General features: G+C 62.2%; 13 protein-coding genes and 4 pseudogenes. 9 read left to right on the top strand and 8 right to left on the bottom strand.

What is annotated here, in order from left to right:
• Positions 1-6: 6 nt before the first annotated feature.
• On the top strand, positions 7-279 hold the full coding sequence (locus tag F7R06_RS09850; RefSeq protein ID WP_090323822.1) for a hypothetical protein: 273 nt from the start codon (positions 7-9) through the stop codon (positions 277-279).
• A gap of 24 nt (positions 280-303) precedes the next feature.
• Here the strand turns inward: F7R06_RS09850 and F7R06_RS09845 are convergent, their stop codons facing one another.
• The gene (locus F7R06_RS09845) at positions 304-471 is read right to left on the bottom strand and encodes a metallothionein (protein ID WP_047527454.1); all 168 of its coding nucleotides are present in this window, start codon (positions 469-471) and stop codon (positions 304-306) included.
• Positions 472-635: 164 nt separating this feature from the next.
• Here F7R06_RS09845 and F7R06_RS09840 point away from each other — a divergent pair.
• A pseudogene (locus tag F7R06_RS09840) lies at positions 636-716 on the top strand (NUDIX hydrolase); the annotation flags it as partial.
• Positions 717-1,449: 733 nt separating this feature from the next.
• Here F7R06_RS09840 and F7R06_RS31400 read toward each other — a convergent pair.
• The 3 genes and pseudogenes from F7R06_RS31400 to F7R06_RS09825 form a co-directional block, all read right to left on the bottom strand.
• Positions 1,450-2,040 (bottom strand): annotated as a pseudogene (locus tag F7R06_RS31400) (methyl-accepting chemotaxis protein); the annotation flags it as partial.
• 315 nt (positions 2,041-2,355) lie between these two features.
• Positions 2,356-3,126, bottom strand: a pseudogene (locus tag F7R06_RS31395) (cache domain-containing protein); the annotation flags it as partial.
• A 139-nt stretch (positions 3,127-3,265) separates the two neighbouring features.
• On the bottom strand, positions 3,266-4,582 hold the full coding sequence (locus tag F7R06_RS09825; protein ID WP_090323825.1) for a Na+/H+ antiporter family protein: 1,317 nt from the start codon (positions 4,580-4,582) through the stop codon (positions 3,266-3,268).
• Positions 4,583-4,932: 350 nt separating this feature from the next.
• On the opposite strand from F7R06_RS09825, the pseudogene F7R06_RS31390 reads away from it, so the two are divergent.
• The 3 genes and pseudogenes from F7R06_RS31390 to F7R06_RS09815 form a co-directional block, all read left to right on the top strand.
• A pseudogene (locus F7R06_RS31390) lies at positions 4,933-6,222 on the top strand (methyl-accepting chemotaxis protein); the annotation flags it as partial.
• Positions 6,223-6,324: 102 nt separating this feature from the next.
• Positions 6,325-7,080, top strand: coding sequence for a methyl-accepting chemotaxis protein (locus F7R06_RS31385; protein ID WP_404943293.1), 756 nt, complete (start codon positions 6,325-6,327; stop codon positions 7,078-7,080).
• A gap of 295 nt (positions 7,081-7,375) precedes the next feature.
• Entirely contained in the window at positions 7,376-9,052 is a 1,677-nt protein-coding gene (locus tag F7R06_RS09815; RefSeq protein WP_090323829.1) for an MFS transporter, read from the top strand.
• Between the two features lie 61 nt (positions 9,053-9,113).
• On the opposite strand, the gene F7R06_RS09810 is transcribed toward F7R06_RS09815, so the two are convergent.
• From F7R06_RS09810 to F7R06_RS09800, 3 genes are read right to left on the bottom strand one after another with little or no spacing between them, the layout of a single operon-like run.
• Positions 9,114-10,430 carry an ATP-binding protein gene (locus F7R06_RS09810; RefSeq protein WP_090323831.1) on the bottom strand — a complete coding sequence of 439 codons (1,317 nt, stop codon included), beginning with the start codon at positions 10,428-10,430 and terminating at the stop codon, positions 9,114-9,116.
• Positions 10,427-11,095, bottom strand: a complete 669-nt coding sequence (locus F7R06_RS09805; RefSeq protein WP_090323832.1) for a response regulator transcription factor — start codon at positions 11,093-11,095, stop codon at positions 10,427-10,429. Before F7R06_RS09805 ends, F7R06_RS09810 begins: the two co-directional genes overlap by 4 nt.
• Before the next feature lie 3 nt (positions 11,096-11,098).
• Positions 11,099-11,419 carry a PepSY domain-containing protein gene (locus F7R06_RS09800; RefSeq protein WP_090323834.1) on the bottom strand — a complete coding sequence of 107 codons (321 nt, stop codon included), beginning with the start codon at positions 11,417-11,419 and terminating at the stop codon, positions 11,099-11,101.
• 343 nt (positions 11,420-11,762) lie between these two features.
• Here F7R06_RS09800 and F7R06_RS09795 point away from each other — a divergent pair, with 343 nt between their 5' ends.
• The 3 genes from F7R06_RS09795 to codA all read left to right on the top strand — a co-directional run bounded on the left by F7R06_RS09795 (position 11,763) and on the right by codA (position 14,815).
• Positions 11,763-12,842 carry a hypothetical protein gene (locus F7R06_RS09795; protein ID WP_090323836.1) on the top strand — a complete coding sequence of 360 codons (1,080 nt, stop codon included), beginning with the start codon at positions 11,763-11,765 and terminating at the stop codon, positions 12,840-12,842.
• A gap of 75 nt (positions 12,843-12,917) precedes the next feature.
• A complete protein-coding gene (gene queD, locus F7R06_RS09790) occupies positions 12,918-13,274 on the top strand; it encodes a 6-carboxytetrahydropterin synthase QueD (RefSeq protein WP_047527439.1) in 357 nt (118 codons plus the stop codon).
• 293 nt (positions 13,275-13,567) lie between these two features.
• The gene (codA, locus tag F7R06_RS09785) at positions 13,568-14,815 is read left to right on the top strand and encodes a cytosine deaminase (RefSeq protein WP_090323838.1); all 1,248 of its coding nucleotides are present in this window, start codon (positions 13,568-13,570) and stop codon (positions 14,813-14,815) included.
• Positions 14,816-14,907: 92 nt separating this feature from the next.
• Here the strand turns inward: codA and F7R06_RS09780 are convergent, their stop codons facing one another.
• Positions 14,908-15,900, bottom strand: a complete 993-nt coding sequence (locus F7R06_RS09780; RefSeq protein WP_090323839.1) for a diaminopimelate epimerase — start codon at positions 15,898-15,900, stop codon at positions 14,908-14,910.
• 170 nt (positions 15,901-16,070) lie between these two features.
• Here F7R06_RS09780 and F7R06_RS09775 point away from each other — a divergent pair, with 170 nt between their 5' ends.
• Positions 16,071-17,222, top strand: coding sequence for an MFS transporter (locus tag F7R06_RS09775; protein ID WP_090323841.1), 1,152 nt, complete (start codon positions 16,071-16,073; stop codon positions 17,220-17,222).
• The last annotated feature ends 113 nt before the right edge of the window (positions 17,223-17,335 follow it).

Genomic DNA, 17,335 nt, shown 5'->3' with positions numbered 1-17,335 from the left:
AAGAATATGACACCCATCAGCAGCCCTGCGCATCTGGACTATGGTCTGGATACGCTGTTCGGCCGCATCACCAGGAGCGTCGAGTGCCGGGTTGGCCTGGAACAGGTCATGAACGACCCGACCTGCTTCGCGATTCGCGTTCCGCCGCCGTTGCCGGAAGACCTTGAGCAGGCCAAGACCGTCGTGCTCAGAGTCGAAGGACGCCGCCTGACGGGCACCGTCCGGCATATCGAACGCCTGGACGACGACAGCCTGAAACTGGAAGTGGAGCCCGACTAGGCTCCACTTTTCAACGTGAACGAACTATTTGGCGTGGGCGCACTTGCAGCCCTTGCTGGAGCACTCTTCGCCGTGTTCGTGGTGCTTGGCGCAGGCCTCGCAGCAATAGTGCTTGCCGTGGCGCGCAATCGGGTGCGCGCCCAGCTTGCACGAACATTTCGGGCAGTCGCAGATACTGTCACTGTTGATCATGAGCCTGACTCCTTTGGTAGTGGTCGTCGGGGCGAGAAGAACAACCCGTGTTACCAGTGTAGGCTGGTGGGCCGCTATCGTCGGAACGCCGCCGGGAGCAGGCTCGCTTCCACAATGGATTGGGTACATCGGCGGGTGATTGGTCGGCTGGCTGGCCGCCATCGCGCTATATCGAAGTACGGCAGGCCGGGGTCTACGGCATCTACATCGGCAATGACGATACCGGCAAGATCCACTTCATTCGCCAGGCCCCCTGTAGGAGCGAGCCAGCTCCGGGCGGCGTTCCGACGATGGTCGTCAACGATGACGCGGGCTGTCTGAATGCCCGCGTTGCCCGGTCATTCATCGCGAGCAGGCTCGCTCCTACAGAAAAGCAACGCGCGCCACCCCGCTCCTCACCACTCATCAGGCCGAGCGTTAGCTCGCCTGCAGCTCTTGATCTTGATCCACCCGGCCCTTCGGGAGGCTGAGTGGAGGTGTGCATCCGGGGAGTGGCGCGCAGCGCCGTTCGACGCAGTCGAACACGCTGCATGCAGGTCGTCGCGAAGCAGACCGGAGGGCAGTGTCCCCGGATGAATACCGCAGCGAAGGAACGCCGAGCCCCAGCGAGGGGCCGGACGCTCGGGGCGAGCCTTTTTTTGCTTATCTTTTTTTTGGCGTTTTTGAAAAAAAAGTAAGTCGCCGTAAGGGCGAAACCCTAAGCCGCCGTTACCGAAGAAACGGATATGTACCCAACCAACCCAAAACCTGGTCGGCCCGAAGGCCGCCAAGGTCACCCAGCAGATAGCCGTGCTCTGGCCCGGTAACCGAAACCTGTCGGGTCGGTAAACTGCCCTATTGGGAAAGGCCGTAATCCGCAAACGGCGCTTGTGTGGCGAGGGAGCTTGCTCCCGCTGGGCTGCATAGCGGCCCCAAAAAAGCGCTGAGCGCTGCGCACTCAAGCGCGAGCAAGCTCGCTCGCCACAAAAGTGTTGCCAATCAGATACGGAATTGCCCGACCAGCTTGCCCAGGCGCTGCCCCAGATCCGCCAGGCTGCGCGAGGTTTGCGCCCCGAGTTGGGTTTCATCGGCTACGTTGTCCACTGCCACTGCTATCTGATGCACGCTACGGTTGATCTCCTCGGCCACGGCGGTCTGCTCTTCGGCGGCGCTGGCGATCTGTGCGTTCATCGAATTGATGGTGGCAATCAACTGGGCCATGGTATCGAGCGACGCACCAGCCTCATTGGCCTGGGCCGAGGTACCGTCGCCGGCCTCGCTGGAGCGGCGCATCGCTTCCACCGCTGACTGGGTGCCGGCCTGCAAGCGGTCGATCATGCCCTGGATTTCCTGGGTACTGATTTGTGTGCGGCTGGCCAGCGCCCTGACTTCATCGGCCACCACCGCGAAACCACGTCCAGCCTCACCGGCACGGGCCGCTTCAATGGCCGCGTTGAGCGCCAGCAGATTGGTTTGTTCGGCAATCGAACGGATCACCCCGAGCACGCTGACAATCGACGACACGTCTTTCTGCAGGCTGTCGAGAGACACGCCGCTGTTGCGAATGTCATCCACCAACGCATGAATCTTCTCGATACTGCCAGCCACCACACGCTTGGCCGCCTGGCCTTCTTCATCGGTCTGCCGGGCGGCCACCGCCGCGTTTTGCGCGCTCTTGGCCACTTCCTGGGCGGCCGCCGACATTTCATTGATCGCCGTGGCGACTTGATCCGTCTCGTGACGCTGGCGCTCCATGGCCTGGTCCGAACGATTGGCCTGATCGGACACCTGATCCACCAAACCGGTCAGCTGCGTGGTCATTTCGGTGATCTGGCGCACCAGGCCATGGATCTTGTCGACAAAACGGTTGAACGAGCCGGCCAGTTGACCCAGTTCATCCTGGCTGGTGATGTTCAAGCGACGGGTCAGGTCGCCCTCGCCCGCCGCGATATCGTCGAGGTTGGCTTTCATCAGGTTCAGCGGACGCAGAATGGTATTGGCCAGCAGCATCCCGGCCGCGGCGATCACCAGCAACACCACCAACGCCACGCCGACGATACTCAGCACCACACCTTCCATGCGCTCCTGAACCTTGGCCTCGACCACGGCGACTTGGGCCTCGATGCCGTCCAGGTTCACCGAAGTACCCACCGCCATGTCCCACTTCGACAGGTATTCGGTGTAACCGAGCTTGGGCACCAGCACCTGGCTGTTACCCGGCAGCGGCGAGCTGTATTGCAGGTAGTGGGTTCCGTCCTTGGCGACTTTCACCAGGTCGCGGTTGACATAGACACCGTTCGGATCGCGGTTGTCCTTGAAGCTCTGGCCCACGCCTTCGGGGCTGTTGGCCTTGAACAGGCGCACGGTGTTGGAGTCGTAGCCGAAGAAGTAGCCTTCCTTGCCGTAGGCGATGCTCGACAGCAACTTGATCGCCTGGGCGCGCGCCGCGTCATCCCCCGGGGCTGCCGCGTCGTACAGCGGTTTGATCGTGGTCATGGCCACGGCAACGTAGCTTTGCAGGGTGGCCTTTGCATCGCTGAGCAGGCGTTCGCGGGTTTCCTCGACTTCGTGGCGTGCCTGCGCTTGCAGGATGAACAACGTGGTCAGGCTGATGACCAGCGCAAAGAGCAACACCGGGAGGACGGCAAGGGACAGGACTTTGGCCTTCAGGCTCATGCGCATGACGTTCACTCTTTTTTGATTTTATTGGCGTGGTTAAAGGCTTTAACGGCAGGCCAATTCAAAAGTTGAACGCGGTCGACGGGCGCACTGAGCCTCCTGTGGGAGCGAGCGGGCTCCCACAAGGCTTGCGGGGTTACAGCACCATCGCCGCCACCCAGCCAAACGCCAGCAACGGCAGGTTGTAGTGCAGGAAGGTCGGGACCACGGTGTCCCAGATATGGTGATGCTGGCCGTCGATGTTCAGACCGGAGGTCGGGCCGAGGGTCGAGTCCGAGGCGGGCGAACCGGCGTCGCCGAGGGCGCCAGCGGTACCGACGATGCAGACGATCGCCAGCGGGCTGAAGCCCAATTGCACGCACAGCGGCACGAAAATCGCCGCCAGAATGGGCACGGTGGAAAACGACGAACCGATGCCCATGGTCACCAACAGCCCCACCAGCAACATCAACAAGGCACCGATGCCCTTGCTGTGGTCGATCCAGGACGCCGACGATTCGACCAGGGTCTGCACTTCACCGGTGGCCTTCATCACTTCGGCGAACCCCGAGGCGGCGATCATGATGAAACCGATCATCGCCATCATCTTCATGCCTTCGGTGAACAGGTCATCGGTGTCGCGCCATTTGACGATGCCCGACACCGAAAAGATCAGGAAACCCACCAGTGCACCGATGATCATCGAGTCCAGCAGCAGCTGCACGATGAACGCGGCGGCAATCGCCACCCCGGCCACCATCAGGCTCAGCGGGTTGTATTGCACCGCGACCTGCTCGACTTGTTCGATCTTTTCCAGGTCGTAGACGCGCTTCTTGCGGTAGCTGATAAACGCGATCAGCAAGCCCGCCACCATGCCCAGCGCCGGAATGCCCATGGCGTGGGTGACATTGATGCCCGTGATGTCCACGCCGCTGCGGGCAACGTTGGCCAGCAGGATTTCATTGAGGAAGATGTTGCCGAAGCCCACCGGCAGGAACATGTACGGCGTAATCAAACCGAACGTCATGACACAGGCGATCAGCCGGCGATCCAGTTGCAGCTTGGTCAGTACATAAAGCAGCGGCGGCACCAGCAACGGGATAAAGGCGATATGTATCGGCAGAATGTTCTGCGAGGCAATGGCCACCACCCACAGCAGGCCGATCAGCAACCACTTGACCTGGCCTCCGCCGTTGGCGTGCTGGCGATCGACCATCGCCAACGCCTTGTCGGCCAGGGCATGAGCCAGGCCGGACTTGGCGATGGCCACGGCAAAAGCGCCGAGTAACGCGTAGGACAGGGCCACCGTCGCCCCGCCGCCGAGGCCACTGTTGAAGGCCTTGAGCGTCGCTTCGATGCCCAGCCCCCCGGTCAGGCCGCCCACCAGGGCACCGACGATCAGCGCGATGACCACATGCACGCGGGACAGGCTGAGTACCAGCATGATGCCGACCGCGGCAATCACTGCATTCATTTCATTACCTCGAGACAAACGGAAAGAGTCCGTCCGGCAGTTTGCGTGAGCCGCCAGCGGATAAAGGAATGGGTCTTATTAGAGGGCGCGCACTGTGCCGCAGACTTGCCTTCGTGTCAAAGCGCCCGGGCCCTGCGCAGATGTAACGGCATATGAATACCAGTAGGAGGGAGCCAGCTCGCGAAGCACATGAGAGCACCTGAGGCTATCAGGTCTCCATCGTCATCGTTGGCGACCATCGCGAGCACACTAGCTCCTGCAGAGAGATCGACGATAGACGGGATAAAGAAACCAGAAACCCGGCCGTTACAGTGCAAAGTCGCAGATATTTATCGAATAAGGACGTCTCCATGTCACTCAAGCAATTGTCCATTCAATGGAAAATCACCCTGCTGGCCGGGCTTTGCCTGGCGGGCATCGTGACCCTGCTGGTGGGTCTCTCGCTGTATCGCATGGAGAACAGCTCGGCGCTGGTGAAAGCCTCGAGCATGGAAATGCTGACCGAAGCCGCCCAGGCGCGGATCGAGTCCCAGGGTGAAAACCAGGCGTTGGGCATCCGCCAGCAGTTCATGGACGCCTATCAATATGGCCACGGCTTTTCCCGTCAGGTGCTGTTTCTGCGCGACCAGGCCGAAAAGCGCTTTCTCGATGCCTTCGACTTGCGCGAAGACCTGACCCGTCAGGTCAAGTCGGCGCTGCAAGCCAACCCTGAGCTGCTCGGCCTGTCCCTGGTGTTCGAGCCCAACGGGCTGGATGGCAAGGACGAATTGTTTGCCGGCCAGAGCGAAGTCGGCAGCAATGAGAAAGGGCGTTTTGCCCTGTACTGGTCGCAACCGACCCCAGGCAAGCTGACTTCCATGCCACTGCCGGAAAAGGACATCGCCGACACCAGTACCGGTCCCAGCGGCGAAGCGGCCAACGCCTGGTTCACCTGCCCGCGCACCACCCTCAAACCGTGCGTGATCGAGCCCTACTTCTATATGATCGACGGCCAGAACGTGCTGATGACCAGCATCGTTTTTCCGCTGATGGTCAACGGCAAGGTGATCGCCTCGCTGTCGGTGGACATCAATCTCAACAGCCTGCAGACGATCAGCCAGAGCGCCAGCAAAAAGCTCTATGACGGCCAGACCAGCGTCAGCATTCTCAGCCCGGCCGGTTTGCTTGCCGGCTACAGCCCCGACGCCAGCAAACTCGCCCAGCGCCTGGAGGCCGTGGACAAGACCAACGGTGCCGAGCTGATGCGCATGCTCGCCGCCAGCAGCAAGACCGCCAGCCTGCACAGCCAGCAACAGCTCAAGGTGCTGTCGCCGTTCCAGCCGATTCCCGGTGGCAAAACCTGGGGCGTGTTGCTCGACGTGCCGGAAAAAGTCCTGGTCGGCCCCGCCGAAGCCCTGAAAAAGCAACTGGATGACAGCAACACCGCCGGTACCCTGACAGAACTCGGACTGGGCATACTGGCGGCATTGATCGGCCTGCTCCTGGTCTGGCTGATGGCCCGCAGCGTGACCCGACCGATCCTCGGCGTGGCACACATGCTCGAAGACATCGCCAGCGGCGAAGGCGACCTGACCCGACGCCTGGCCTACGACAAGAAAGATGAACTGGGCCAGTTGGCTGGCTGGTTCAACCGCTTCCTCGACAAGCTGCAGCCGATCATTGCCGAGGTCAAACGCTCGGTGCAGGACGCTCGCAATACCGCGGACCAGTCCTCCGCCATCGCCACCCAGACCAGCGCCGGCATGGAGCAGCAATACCGGCAGGTGGATCAGGTCGCGACCGCTTCCCACGAAATGAGCGCCACGGCGCAGGACGTTGCCCGCAGCGCCGCGCAAGCGGCACAGGCTGCGCGGGATGCCGATCAGGCGACCCGCCAGGGCCTGACCGTGATCGACCGCACCACCGCCAGCATCGACAACCTCGCTGCCGACATGAGCGCGGCAATGGTGCAAGTCGAAGGCCTGGCGGCCAACAGCGAGAAGATCGGTTCGGTGCTGGAAGTGATCCGCGCCATCGCCGAACAGACCAACCTGCTGGCGCTCAACGCGGCCATCGAAGCGGCCCGTGCCGGTGAGGCCGGACGCGGTTTTGCCGTGGTCGCCGATGAAGTGCGCAACCTGGCGCGACGCACCCAGGAGTCGGTGGAAGAAACCCGCCTGGTGATCGAACAACTGCAAAGCGGTACCCAGGATGTGGTCGGTTCGATGGGCAACAGCCATCGCCTGGCCCAGGGCAGTGTCGATCAGGTCGGCCAGGCCGTGACCGCGCTGCGCCAGATCGGCGATGCCGTGACCGTGATCAGTGACATGAACCTGCAGATTGCCAGCGCCGCCGAAGAACAGAGCGCGGTGGCCGAGGAGATCAACAACAACGTGGCGACCATCCGTGATGTGACCGAATCGCTGTCGGGCCAGGCCAATGAGTCGGCACGGGTCAGCCAGTCGCTCAACAGCCTGGCCAATCAACAGCAGAGTCTGATGGATCAGTTCCGCGTCTGAACCCGCCGCCCCCCTGTAGGAGCGAGCTTGCTCGCGATGGTGTGTCAGTCACCGAGGTGTCAACTGATACTCCATCGCGAGCAAGCTCGCTCCTACAAGGTCCGCCACCATGATGGCGAGTGGACATCCCCCAGACGTTGATTATGCTTTAAGGAACCTTGCAGCGATTCGAGGCGTCCACCCTGCATGCACGCTTCGCGCAATCGCTCATTCGACGACATCAGCCCCAGGGCCAGGGTGCGGCAGCAATAAGGAAAAACTCCGGCCTATGACAAGAGCAAGACGGAGAACACTCATGGCAGCCATCGACACTGCAACTTCGGGCAGCGCCCCCGGACACGGCATCACCAGGGAGGAGCGCAAGGTCATTTTCGCCTCGTCCCTGGGCACCGTGTTCGAGTGGTACGACTTCTACCTTTACGGCTCCCTCGCTGCGATCATCGCCAAGCACTTCTTTGCCGGCGTCAACGAGACCACCTCATTCATCTTTGCCTTGCTCGCGTTCGCCGCGGGCTTCGCCGTGCGGCCGTTCGGGGCGATTGTGTTTGGCCGTTTGGGCGACATGATCGGGCGCAAACACACCTTTCTCATCACCATCGTGATCATGGGTCTATCAACCGCCGTGGTGGGTTTTCTGCCCGGTTACGCAACCATTGGCGTAGCGGCGCCGATCATCCTGATCACCCTGCGCCTGTTGCAAGGCCTGGCCCTGGGCGGCGAATACGGCGGCGCGGCAACTTACGTGGCCGAGCACGCGCCGAAAGGCAAGCGCGGCTACTTCACCTCGTGGATCCAGACCACTGCGACCCTCGGCCTGTTTCTGTCGCTGCTGGTGATCCTGGGCTGCCGCACGGTGCTGGGCGCTGAAGCCTTCGAAACCTGGGGCTGGCGGATTCCCTTTCTGCTGTCGATCCTGCTGCTGATCGTCTCGGTGTACATCCGCTTGCAGCTCAGCGAGTCGCCGGTGTTCATGAGAATGAAGGCTGAGGGCAAGTCGTCCAAGGCGCCGCTGACCGAATCCTTTGCCCGCTGGGAGAACCTCAAGATTGTGATCATGGCCCTGCTCGGCGGCACCGCCGGCCAGGCCGTGGTCTGGTACACCGGGCAGTTCTATGCGCTGTTCTTTCTGCTGCAGACGCTGAAGATCGACCCGCAGACTGCCAACTTGCTGATTGCCGGCTCGCTGCTGATCGGCACGCCGTTCTTCGTCATCTTCGGCAGCCTGTCCGACCGCATCGGCCGCAAGGGCATCATCATGGCCGGCTGCATCCTCGCGGCAGTGAGCTATTTCCCGATCTTCCATGCGCTGACCCAATACGGTAACCCCGATGTCTTTATTGCGCAGGAGAAGAATCCGGTCACGGTGATCGCCGATCCCGCTCAGTGCTCGTTCCAGTTCGACCCGGTGGGCAAGGCCAAATTCACCAGTTCCTGTGACCTGGCGAAAACCGTCTTGGCAAAACGGGCCATCCCCTACAAGAACGTGACGGCCGAACCGGGCACTGTCGCGCAGGTCCGCATCGGCGAGAAAGTGATCCCCAGCTTCGAAGGCACCGGCATGCCGGCCGCCGACTTCAAGACCCGCAATGACGCCTTCACCGCCACGCTCGCCACATCGCTCAAAGACGCCGGCTACCCCGAGAAGGCTGACCCGGCCAAGACCAACTACCCGATGGTGCTGCTGTTGCTGACGATCCTGGTGATCTACGTGACCATGGTCTACGGCCCGATTGCCGCCTGGCTGGTAGAACTGTTCCCGGCGCGCATCCGCTACACCTCGATGTCGCTGCCCTACCACATCGGCAATGGCTGGTTCGGCGGCTTCCTGCCGACGGTGGCGTTCGCCATGGTCGCGGCCACCGGCGATATCTACTACGGGCTGTGGTACCCGATTGTCATTGCGGTGATGACGGCCATCCTGGGGATTTTCTTCATGCCGGAAACCAAGGATCGGGAGATTCATCACGCTTGAACCTGACACCATACAAACCAATGTGGGAGCAAGCTCGCTCCCACAGGTTGCCGGTCCGGCTTCAGACGCGTTCAGGCAATTCGATCAGCACTTTCAATCCGCCCCACTCGCTCTCCTGCAGCTGCAATACCCCGCCCCACGCCTCGACGATGTCGCGCACAATCGCCAAACCCAGGCCGTGTCCGTCAGTCTGTTCATCCAGCCGGGTGCCGCGGCTGAACACCTGCTCGCGGCGATCTTCGGGGATGCCCGGCCCGTCGTCTTCCACACTCAGTTCAAAGCCTTCGACGGTCTTGAGCACGCTCAGCCGCACTTCGGCATCCGCCCATTTGCAGGCGTTGTCCAGCAGATTGCCGAGCAATTCCAGCACGTCCTCGCGATCCCACGGCAATTGCAGGCCCGCCGCGGCGCGATAGCTCAGCTTCAGGTGGTCACCGTGAATCATGTTCAAGGTCGCCAACAATCCCGGCAGTTCGCCGGCGCAATCAAACAGTGCCCCTGGCAGCGCATCGCCGGCCAGGCGGGCACGATTGAGCTCGCGATTGAGTCGCTGCTGAACCTGCTCCAGTTGTTCCTTGAGGGTCTTGCGCAATGCCGGATGCGCGTCCAGTTGCGCGCTTGAGGCCAGGCTCAACAACACCGCCAGCGGGGTTTTCAAGGCGTGGCCGAGGTTGCCCAGGGCATTGCGTGAACGCTTGAGGCTGTCTTCGGTGTGGGCCAGCAGGTGATTGATCTGCGCCACCAGCGGCTCCAGTTCCACCGGCACCTGGTCATCGAGTTGCGAACGCTGGCCCTGCTGCAATTGCGCAATCTGCTCACGGGCCGTTTCCAGCGGGCGCAAGGCACGCCGCACGGTGATTCGTTGCAGCAGCAAAATCAGCAGCAGCCCCGCCAGCCCCAACCCCAGGCCAACCTGCTGCATGCGCAGGAAGCTCTCGCGCACCGGGGTGTAGTCCTGCGCCACGCTGATGGAGATCGACTGGCCCAGGCGGCGATAGTCCGAGCGCAGCACCAGCAACTGCTGCCCTTCGGGTCCCAATTGCAGGTTGCTGTCCAGGCCGGGCTGTTCGAGGCGTGGCAGTTCCTGGTCCCACAACGAACGGGAACGCCATTGGCTGTCGGCAAAGTCGATGCGGAAATAGTGCCCGGAAAAGGGTCGCTGATAGGCCGGTGCCAGGTGCCGCTCATCCAGCTGCAAACCTTGCGGGCCACGCACCAGGGCCACCAGCAGGTTTTCGCTGTCGTTGCGCAGGCCGGCTTCGAGGTAGCGCTGCAAGCCCATTTCGAACAGCCACAGGCTGGTCTGCGCCAGCACCAGGCCGACAACCACCATCACGCTGATCAGGCCCAGACTCAAGCGGCGCTGGATCGACCTCACCGGGCTTGCCCACCGAACAGGTAACCCTGGCCGCGACGGGTCTCGATCACGCTGCGCCCGAGTTTGCGCCGCAGGTGATTGACGTGGACTTCCAGCACATTGGAATCGCGTTCGGTCTCGCCGTCGTAGAGGTGTTCGGCGAGGTGGCCTTTGGAAAGGATCTGATCCGGGTGCAGCATGAAATAGCGCAGCAAGCGGAATTCGGCGGCGGTCAGCTGGATCTGCGTGCCGTCACGGTTCACGCACTGCCGACCTTCATCCAGATGCAAACCGGCGGCCTTGAGCGTCGGCTGATTGACCTGGCCATGGGAGCGACGCAGCAGCGCCTGGATGCGCAGGTGCAACTCTTCAGGGTGAAAGGGTTTGCTCAGGTAATCGTCGGCACCGGCCTTGAGACCTTCGATGCGCTCGGCCCAGGAGTCGCGGGCGGTGAGGATCAGCACCGGCGTGGGCAAACCTTCGGCACGCCAGTGGGCCAACACTTCAAGCCCCGGCAAACCCGGCAGGCCGAGGTCGAGGACGATCAGGTCGTAAGGCTCGGTGCTGCCCTGACAGACCGCATCGCGACCGTCGGCCAGCCAGTCCACGGCGTAGCCCTGGCGATTGAGGCCGGCCATCAATTCGTCGGCCAGGGGTACGTGGTCTTCCACCAGGAGCAAACGCATCGGTCAATCTTCCTTGTCTTTCAGTAAACGGCCCGTGGCGGCATCGATTTCAAGCTCACGAACCACGCCTGCCGCCGTCAGCATTTCGACGTCATAAATGTAGACGTCATGCTTCTCTTCCAGCTCGGCTTCCAGCAGTCTGGCCCCCGGATAACGGTCCAGCGCCTGCTGCAACACTTGCTCGAGCGGCAGGATGATCCCTTGCTGGCGCAAGCGCAGGGCTTCGTCCTGGTCCAGGTCGCGGGCCATGACCACCGAGCAGAAAGCCAGCAACACCAGCGCCAGGCTGCCCGCGCGCCGTGTGAAAAAGGAAAGCAGCGTCATTACGAATCCTGATGATCCTTGAGTCACTGGCCGCCGACCGCGTCTAATTGCAGATCCGGTCGATGCCGCGGCGATGAGCTTCTCGAAAGGCACAATGGTACCAGCGTCGCGCAACCTCAAGACTTCGTCCGGCCCCTGGGTGTTGCATACGGGGTCCACTTTAGCGGGCTGAACTTAATTGAAACTGAATGGCCATCATTGGGCTGCAGTGGCGAGCAGACACAGATGCAAACCCTGCTCGCGATGACGCTGGCCCAACCAAAATCAATGCAGCTGCACCAGCGCTATCGCGAGCAGGCTCACTCCCACATAATCCACCCGCTTGCCAGACATCGAGACCGGTATGACCGCCATCCACATCAAGTTCCCTTCCCTGACGCTCAAGGCCGGGCCTCGTGCCTTTGCGCGCATCCGTGAGAACGGCCTGAGCGCCATCGATGTCGGCACGCTACCGGGTGCCGCCGGGGGCCCGAAGGCGCTGGGGATCCAGGGGCTGGACCTGGCGTTGTTCGGCCAATGGCTGCCGGCGGCGCCCCGGGAGCGCTCGCTGATCGGTGCATCGGTCGGTTCCTGGCGCTTTGCCAGTGCCTGCCTGCCGGACGCCGCCGAGGGCATCCGCCGCCTCGGCCAGCTCTACACCGAACAGAACTTCGCCAAAGGCGTGACCATGGCGCAAATCAGCCAGAGCTCGCGGCGCATGCTCGATGAACTGCTCGACGGCCGCGACGCCGCCCTGCTCGACAACGCCCATTACCGCCTGAACATCATGGTGGTCAAAAGCCACGGCCTGCTCGCGGACGACCATCGCGGCCGCCTGGGCCTGGGCCTGTCATCGGTGATCGCCGACAACCTGCGCGGCCGCGCGCGGTTGTCGCGGCACTTCGAACGACTGATCATCCACGACCCGCGCCTGGCTCCACCGGTCAACCCGCTGAACGATTTTCCGTCGCGTTTCGTGGCACTGGACGCCGGCAATTTGCGCCAGGCCTTGCTCGCCTCGGGCTCGATTCCCATGGTCATGGAGGGCGTGCGCGACCTGCCGGGTGCAGGCGCCGGGACCTTCCGCGACGGCGGTCTGCTGGACTACCACCTCGACCTGCCCTACAGCGGCGACGACATCGTGCTCTACCCGCATTTCACCGATCGGGTGATTCCAGGCTGGTTCGACAAGACCCTGCCCTGGCGCCGCGCCTGCCCTGTGCGCCTGCAGAATGTGTTGTTGCTGGCGCCGTCCCGGGAATACCTGGCGCGCCTGCCCTACGGCAAACTGCCGGATCGTAATGACTTCAAACGCTTCATGGGCGACGCCCCGAGCCGGCAGAAATACTGGCGTGCGGCGATGGACGAAAGCCGTCGCCTGGGCGACGAATTCCTCGAACTGGCCGCCAACGGTCGCCTCGGCGAGCGCTTGCTGACCCTTTAGTCAGGACAAGCTGTTAAACTCGCCGCCTGCCCCTATCGCCACGGCGATCGCCACCTGAACAGAGCTGAAAACACTGTGGAAATCTTCAAGGAATTTACTTTCGAATCCGCCCACCGCCTGCCCCACGTCCCGGACGGCCACAAGTGCGGTCGCCTGCACGGCCATTCGTTCAAAGTGGCGATTCACCTGAGTGGCGATATTGATCCGCACACCGGCTGGATCCGCGACTTTTCGGAAATCAAGGCGATCTTCAAGCCGCTGTATGAGCGTCTGGACCACAACTACCTGAACGATATTCCTGGCCTGGAAAACCCGACCAGCGAAGTACTGGCCAAATTCATCTGGGCCGAACTCAAGCCATTGCTGCCGGAACTCAGTGCGATTCGTATCCACGAGACCTGCACCAGCGGTTGCATCTATCGCGGCGAGTAAAGCAGAACCCTTGTAGGAGCGAGCCCGTTCGCGATGGACGTCAAGACAACACGGTTCTCCAGATACACCGCGTTATCGTTTACGTCCATCGCGAGCAGGCTCGCTCCTACAGGGGAAATGCGTTTCGTCAGTGACGCAAAAAAACAGCCTTCAACGGCTGTTTTTTTATGCCTGCTTTTTGGCTTTCACATGCCAGGAACTCACGCCCGTGACAGGCGAGATCAATGACGCTGGCAGGAATCGCCCCCGTCGCGCTAACGTAGTGTCATTGTCTATCGAAAAGGACGCTCCTGATGCACATCATCAACGCCCGGCTGCGTCACCAGGAAGGCCTGCATGAATTGCACCTGGAAAACGGCCTGATCAGCCACATCGCCCGGCAAACCGAGGCTCCGACCCTGGGCCCCGACGATCTGGATGCCGGCGGCAACCTGGTGGTACCGCCCTTCGTCGAGCCGCACATCCACCTCGATGCCACCCTGACCGCTGGCGAGCCGCGCTGGAACATGAGCGGTACCTTGTTCGAAGGCATCGAGTGCTGGGGTGAGCGCAAGGCGACCATCACCCAGGAAGACACCAAGACCCGCGCCAAAAAAACCATCCAGGCCCTCGCCGCCCACGGCATTCAGCATGTGCGCACCCATGTCGATGTCACCGATCCGCAACTGACCGCGCTGAAGGCCATGCTCGAAGTGCGCGAGGAAAGCCGTGATCTGATCGACCTGCAAATCGTCGCATTCCCCCAGGAGGGCATCGAGTCGTACCGCAACGGTCGGGACCTGATGGAGGAAGCGATCCACATGGGCGCCGACGTGGTCGGCGGCATTCCGCATTTCGAATACACCCGCGATCAAGGCGTGAGTTCGGTGAAGTTCCTCATGGACCTGGCCGAACGCACCGGTTGCCTGGTGGACGTGCATTGCGACGAAACCGACGACCCGCACTCGCGCTTTCTCGAAGTACTGGCCGAAGAAGCCCGCAGCCGCGACATGGGTTCACGGGTCACCGCCAGTCACACCACGGCCATGGGCTCCTACGACAACGCCTACTGCGCCAAACTGTTCCGCCTGCTCGGGCATTCCGGGATCAGTTTTGTCTCCTGCCCCACCGAAAGCATTCATCTGCAAGGACGCTTCGATAACTTCCCGAAACGCCGGGGCGTGACCCGGGTCAACGAACTGCTCGAAGCCGGCATGAACGTGTGTTTCGGCCAGGATTCGATCGTCGATCCCTGGTATCCGCTGGGCAACGGCAACATCCTGCGGGTCCTCGAAGCAGGCCTGCACATCTGCCACATGCTCGGTTACCGCAACCTGCAAAGCGCGCTGGACCTGGTCACCGACAACAGCGCCAGGGCCATGGCTTTGGGTGATCGCTACGGACTGGAACCGGGGCGGCCGGCGAACTTGTTGATATTATCGGCCGAGAGCGACTACGAGGTGATCCGCAGCCAGGGCCTGCCGCTGTATTCGATTCGCGGCGGCAAGGTGCTGATGAAACGGACGATGCCGGTGGTGGAGTTCGGTGATGGCTTGAGCTGAATTCGGGTCGACGCCATCGCCGGCAAGCCGGCTCTACAGGGCCTTGCATTAAACCTGTGGGAGCCGGCTTGCCGGCGATGGCTGTCTCGGGATCAGTCCATCAACCGAGCCGTACCAAACAGGCTCACCCGACTCAACTCCCCCTGCTCTTGCTCCAGCAGAATCGGCGCCGTCCCACCCGGCATCGTCACCTTCACCTCCCCCGCATCGACCCAACCCACCCGCCAGGCCGCACACGCCACCGCACTGGCACTGGTGCCCGAGGAAGCGGTCGGCCCTTCCCCGCGCTCGAACACCCGCGCGGCGATGTGCCCGGGTGACAACCGCATCGCCCATTGCAGATTGATTCCCGCCGGGCAGGGTTTTCCTGCGCCGGTCGGCATGGCGTAGGCGATCTGCTTCAGCCCCTCGCCCAGCGCTGGCTCGCGCATCTGCTCATTGCCCGGCAAGGCATCGGCGCTGTCGACCAGGGTCACGCAGTGCGGATTGCCGACTCGCACGAACTGACTGCGCGACCATGCCCCGTTGAGGGCTGCCAATGGCTGCACATGGCTGAGCTCACGACCGTTGCAGGCCACGCTTTCAACCCCCTGCGCGCTGACCGCATCAGGGCCAAACCCCGGCTTGCCCAAGTCCAGCCAGAACCCTTGCACGCCATCGACCTGCGCCGCTTTCACCGAAATCTCCCCCGGTGAACGCACATCCGCCTTGTCGTGATGAACCCTGAGCACACACGCTTGATCCTTCGGCCAAAGTCCCTGATCGCTGAGGGCCTGGGAAAAAATCGTCAGGCCATTGCCACTGCGCTCGGCCAGGGTGCCGTCGGTGTTGACGATCAACAGATCAAAAGGCTGCGACGACTGGAACGGGCCGACCAGCAAGCCATCGCTGCAATGTTCCTTGCTGCCGGGCGGCCGGGTGCCGGCGGCCCAACGGCAGCAAGCCTCTATGGCCGACAAGGTCCATGTCTGAATGTTTTGTGCGGCCTGACTGGCCTGATCCGGCACGGCGATTCCCCTGCGGCGCAGTTCCTCAGGCGCCACCACCTTGTAGATATTGCCTCGTGCATCGTAGATCCGCGCCATGGCGCCCTCCCTGCTGGAAATGATGGGTCTGCCCCAACATATCGCGAAACAGGCTCTGGCTGTGCAAGGATGTCAGCCTGTTTCAGCGCAAACCTTGCGGCCCCCTGATCGAACCCTCGCAGGTGGATCACTGTCCCTTGGGAACGCGACGTTTTTGTTCAAGGATCGATATGACCAACCTCAAGACCCAATCCCCCTTCGTTCCAGGGCGCCTGGAGCAAATGTCCACGCGCATTGCCTTCTTCATCGCCGGGCTCGGCATCGCCGCGTGGGCGCCACTGGTGCCCTACGCCAAGGTCCGCGCCGGGCTGGATGATGGCACCCTCGGTTTATTGCTGCTGTGCCTGGGGGTGGGCTCGATTCTGGCGATGCCTTTGGCCGGGATGCTCGCCTCGCGTTTTGGCTGTCGCAAAGTCGCGACCGGCGGCACCTTGCTGATCTGCCTGGCTCTACCCCTGCTGGCAACGGTGTCATCGATTCCGGCGCTGATCGCGGCGTTGTTTATCTTCGGTGCAGGCCTCGGCACGGTGGATTCCACGGTGAACCTGCAAGCGGTGATCGTCGAACGGGCCAGCGGCAAGAACATGATGTCGGGGTTTCATGGCCTGTTCAGCCTCGGCGGGATCGTCGGCGCGGCGGGTGTCAGCGGGCTGCTCGGTCTGGGTATTTCACCGCTGGGCGCGACCCTGGTGGTGGTCGTGATCCTGCTGATCGCCCTGGCCAAAGCCGCGCCGCACCTGCTGCCCTATGGCAGTGACAGCTCGGGACCGGCGTTTGCCATTCCCCACGGCATCGTGCTGTTCATCGGCGTGATGTGTTTCATCGTGTTCCTCGCCGAAGGCGCGGCCCTGGACTGGAGCGCGGTGTTCCTGGCCCAGGAACGCGGGATCGATACCGCCTATGCCGGCTTGGGGTATGCGGCGTTTGCCCTGACCATGACCACTGGACGCCTGACCGGGGACTCAATCGTGCGGCGCCTTGGCGCTACGCGGGTGATGGTGTTCGGCGGGCTGACGGCAGCGGCCGGTCTGTTCATGGCGACATTGGCCCCCGGCTGGGAAGCGGCGCTGGTGGGTTATGCGTTACTTGGGGCCGGCTGCTCGAACATTGTGCCAGTGCTGTACACCGCGGTCGGCAAGCAGACCGTCATGCCGGAAAGCATCGCCGTACCAGCCATCACCACCCTGGGTTATGCGGGGATTCTCGCCGGGCCTGCGGTCATCGGCTTCATCGCCCATGGCAGCAGTTTGAGCTTTGCCTTCGGCTTGATGGCCGTGCTGCTGGTGGCGGTGGCCATTGGCGGGAAGGTGTTGAAGGTCTGAAAAGCATTGCTGGCAAGCCAGCTACAGATGATCCCTGTCGTTCACAAACGCGATGGCAAAGCGCTATATCCGCTTGCCAAGCCCCCGCCAGTCGGGAAAGCTGATTGCGGCAC

This window comes from Pseudomonas moorei (assembly GCF_008801475.1).
In the GTDB taxonomy this organism is placed as follows: domain Bacteria; phylum Pseudomonadota; class Gammaproteobacteria; order Pseudomonadales; family Pseudomonadaceae; genus Aquipseudomonas; species Aquipseudomonas moorei.
This window is presented reverse-complemented; position numbering and strand designations above follow the sequence as displayed.

What these genes read in the sequence shown, in the direction of transcription:
- F7R06_RS09815 (WP_090323829.1), top strand. Translation starts at nt 7,376, where the DNA reads ATGGCAGCCATCGACACTGCAACTTCGGGCAGCGCCCCCGGACACGGC.
- F7R06_RS31385 (WP_404943293.1), top strand. Translation starts at nt 6,325, where the DNA reads ATGGAGCAGCAATACCGGCAGGTGGATCAGGTCGCGACCGCTTCCCAC.
- F7R06_RS09800 (WP_090323834.1), bottom strand. Translation starts at nt 11,419, where the DNA reads ATGACGCTGCTTTCCTTTTTCACACGGCGCGCGGGCAGCCTGGCGCTG.
- F7R06_RS09850 (WP_090323822.1), top strand. Translation starts at nt 7, where the DNA reads ATGACACCCATCAGCAGCCCTGCGCATCTGGACTATGGTCTGGATACG.
- F7R06_RS09795 (WP_090323836.1), top strand. Translation starts at nt 11,763, where the DNA reads ATGACCGCCATCCACATCAAGTTCCCTTCCCTGACGCTCAAGGCCGGG.
- F7R06_RS09775 (WP_090323841.1), top strand. Translation starts at nt 16,071, where the DNA reads ATGACCAACCTCAAGACCCAATCCCCCTTCGTTCCAGGGCGCCTGGAG.
- F7R06_RS09845 (WP_047527454.1), bottom strand. Translation starts at nt 471, where the DNA reads ATGATCAACAGTGACAGTATCTGCGACTGCCCGAAATGTTCGTGCAAG.
- F7R06_RS09780 (WP_090323839.1), bottom strand. Translation starts at nt 15,900, where the DNA reads ATGGCGCGGATCTACGATGCACGAGGCAATATCTACAAGGTGGTGGCG.
- F7R06_RS09825 (WP_090323825.1), bottom strand. Translation starts at nt 4,582, where the DNA reads ATGAATGCAGTGATTGCCGCGGTCGGCATCATGCTGGTACTCAGCCTG.
- codA (WP_090323838.1), top strand. Translation starts at nt 13,568, where the DNA reads ATGCACATCATCAACGCCCGGCTGCGTCACCAGGAAGGCCTGCATGAA.
- F7R06_RS09805 (WP_090323832.1), bottom strand. Translation starts at nt 11,095, where the DNA reads ATGCGTTTGCTCCTGGTGGAAGACCACGTACCCCTGGCCGACGAATTG.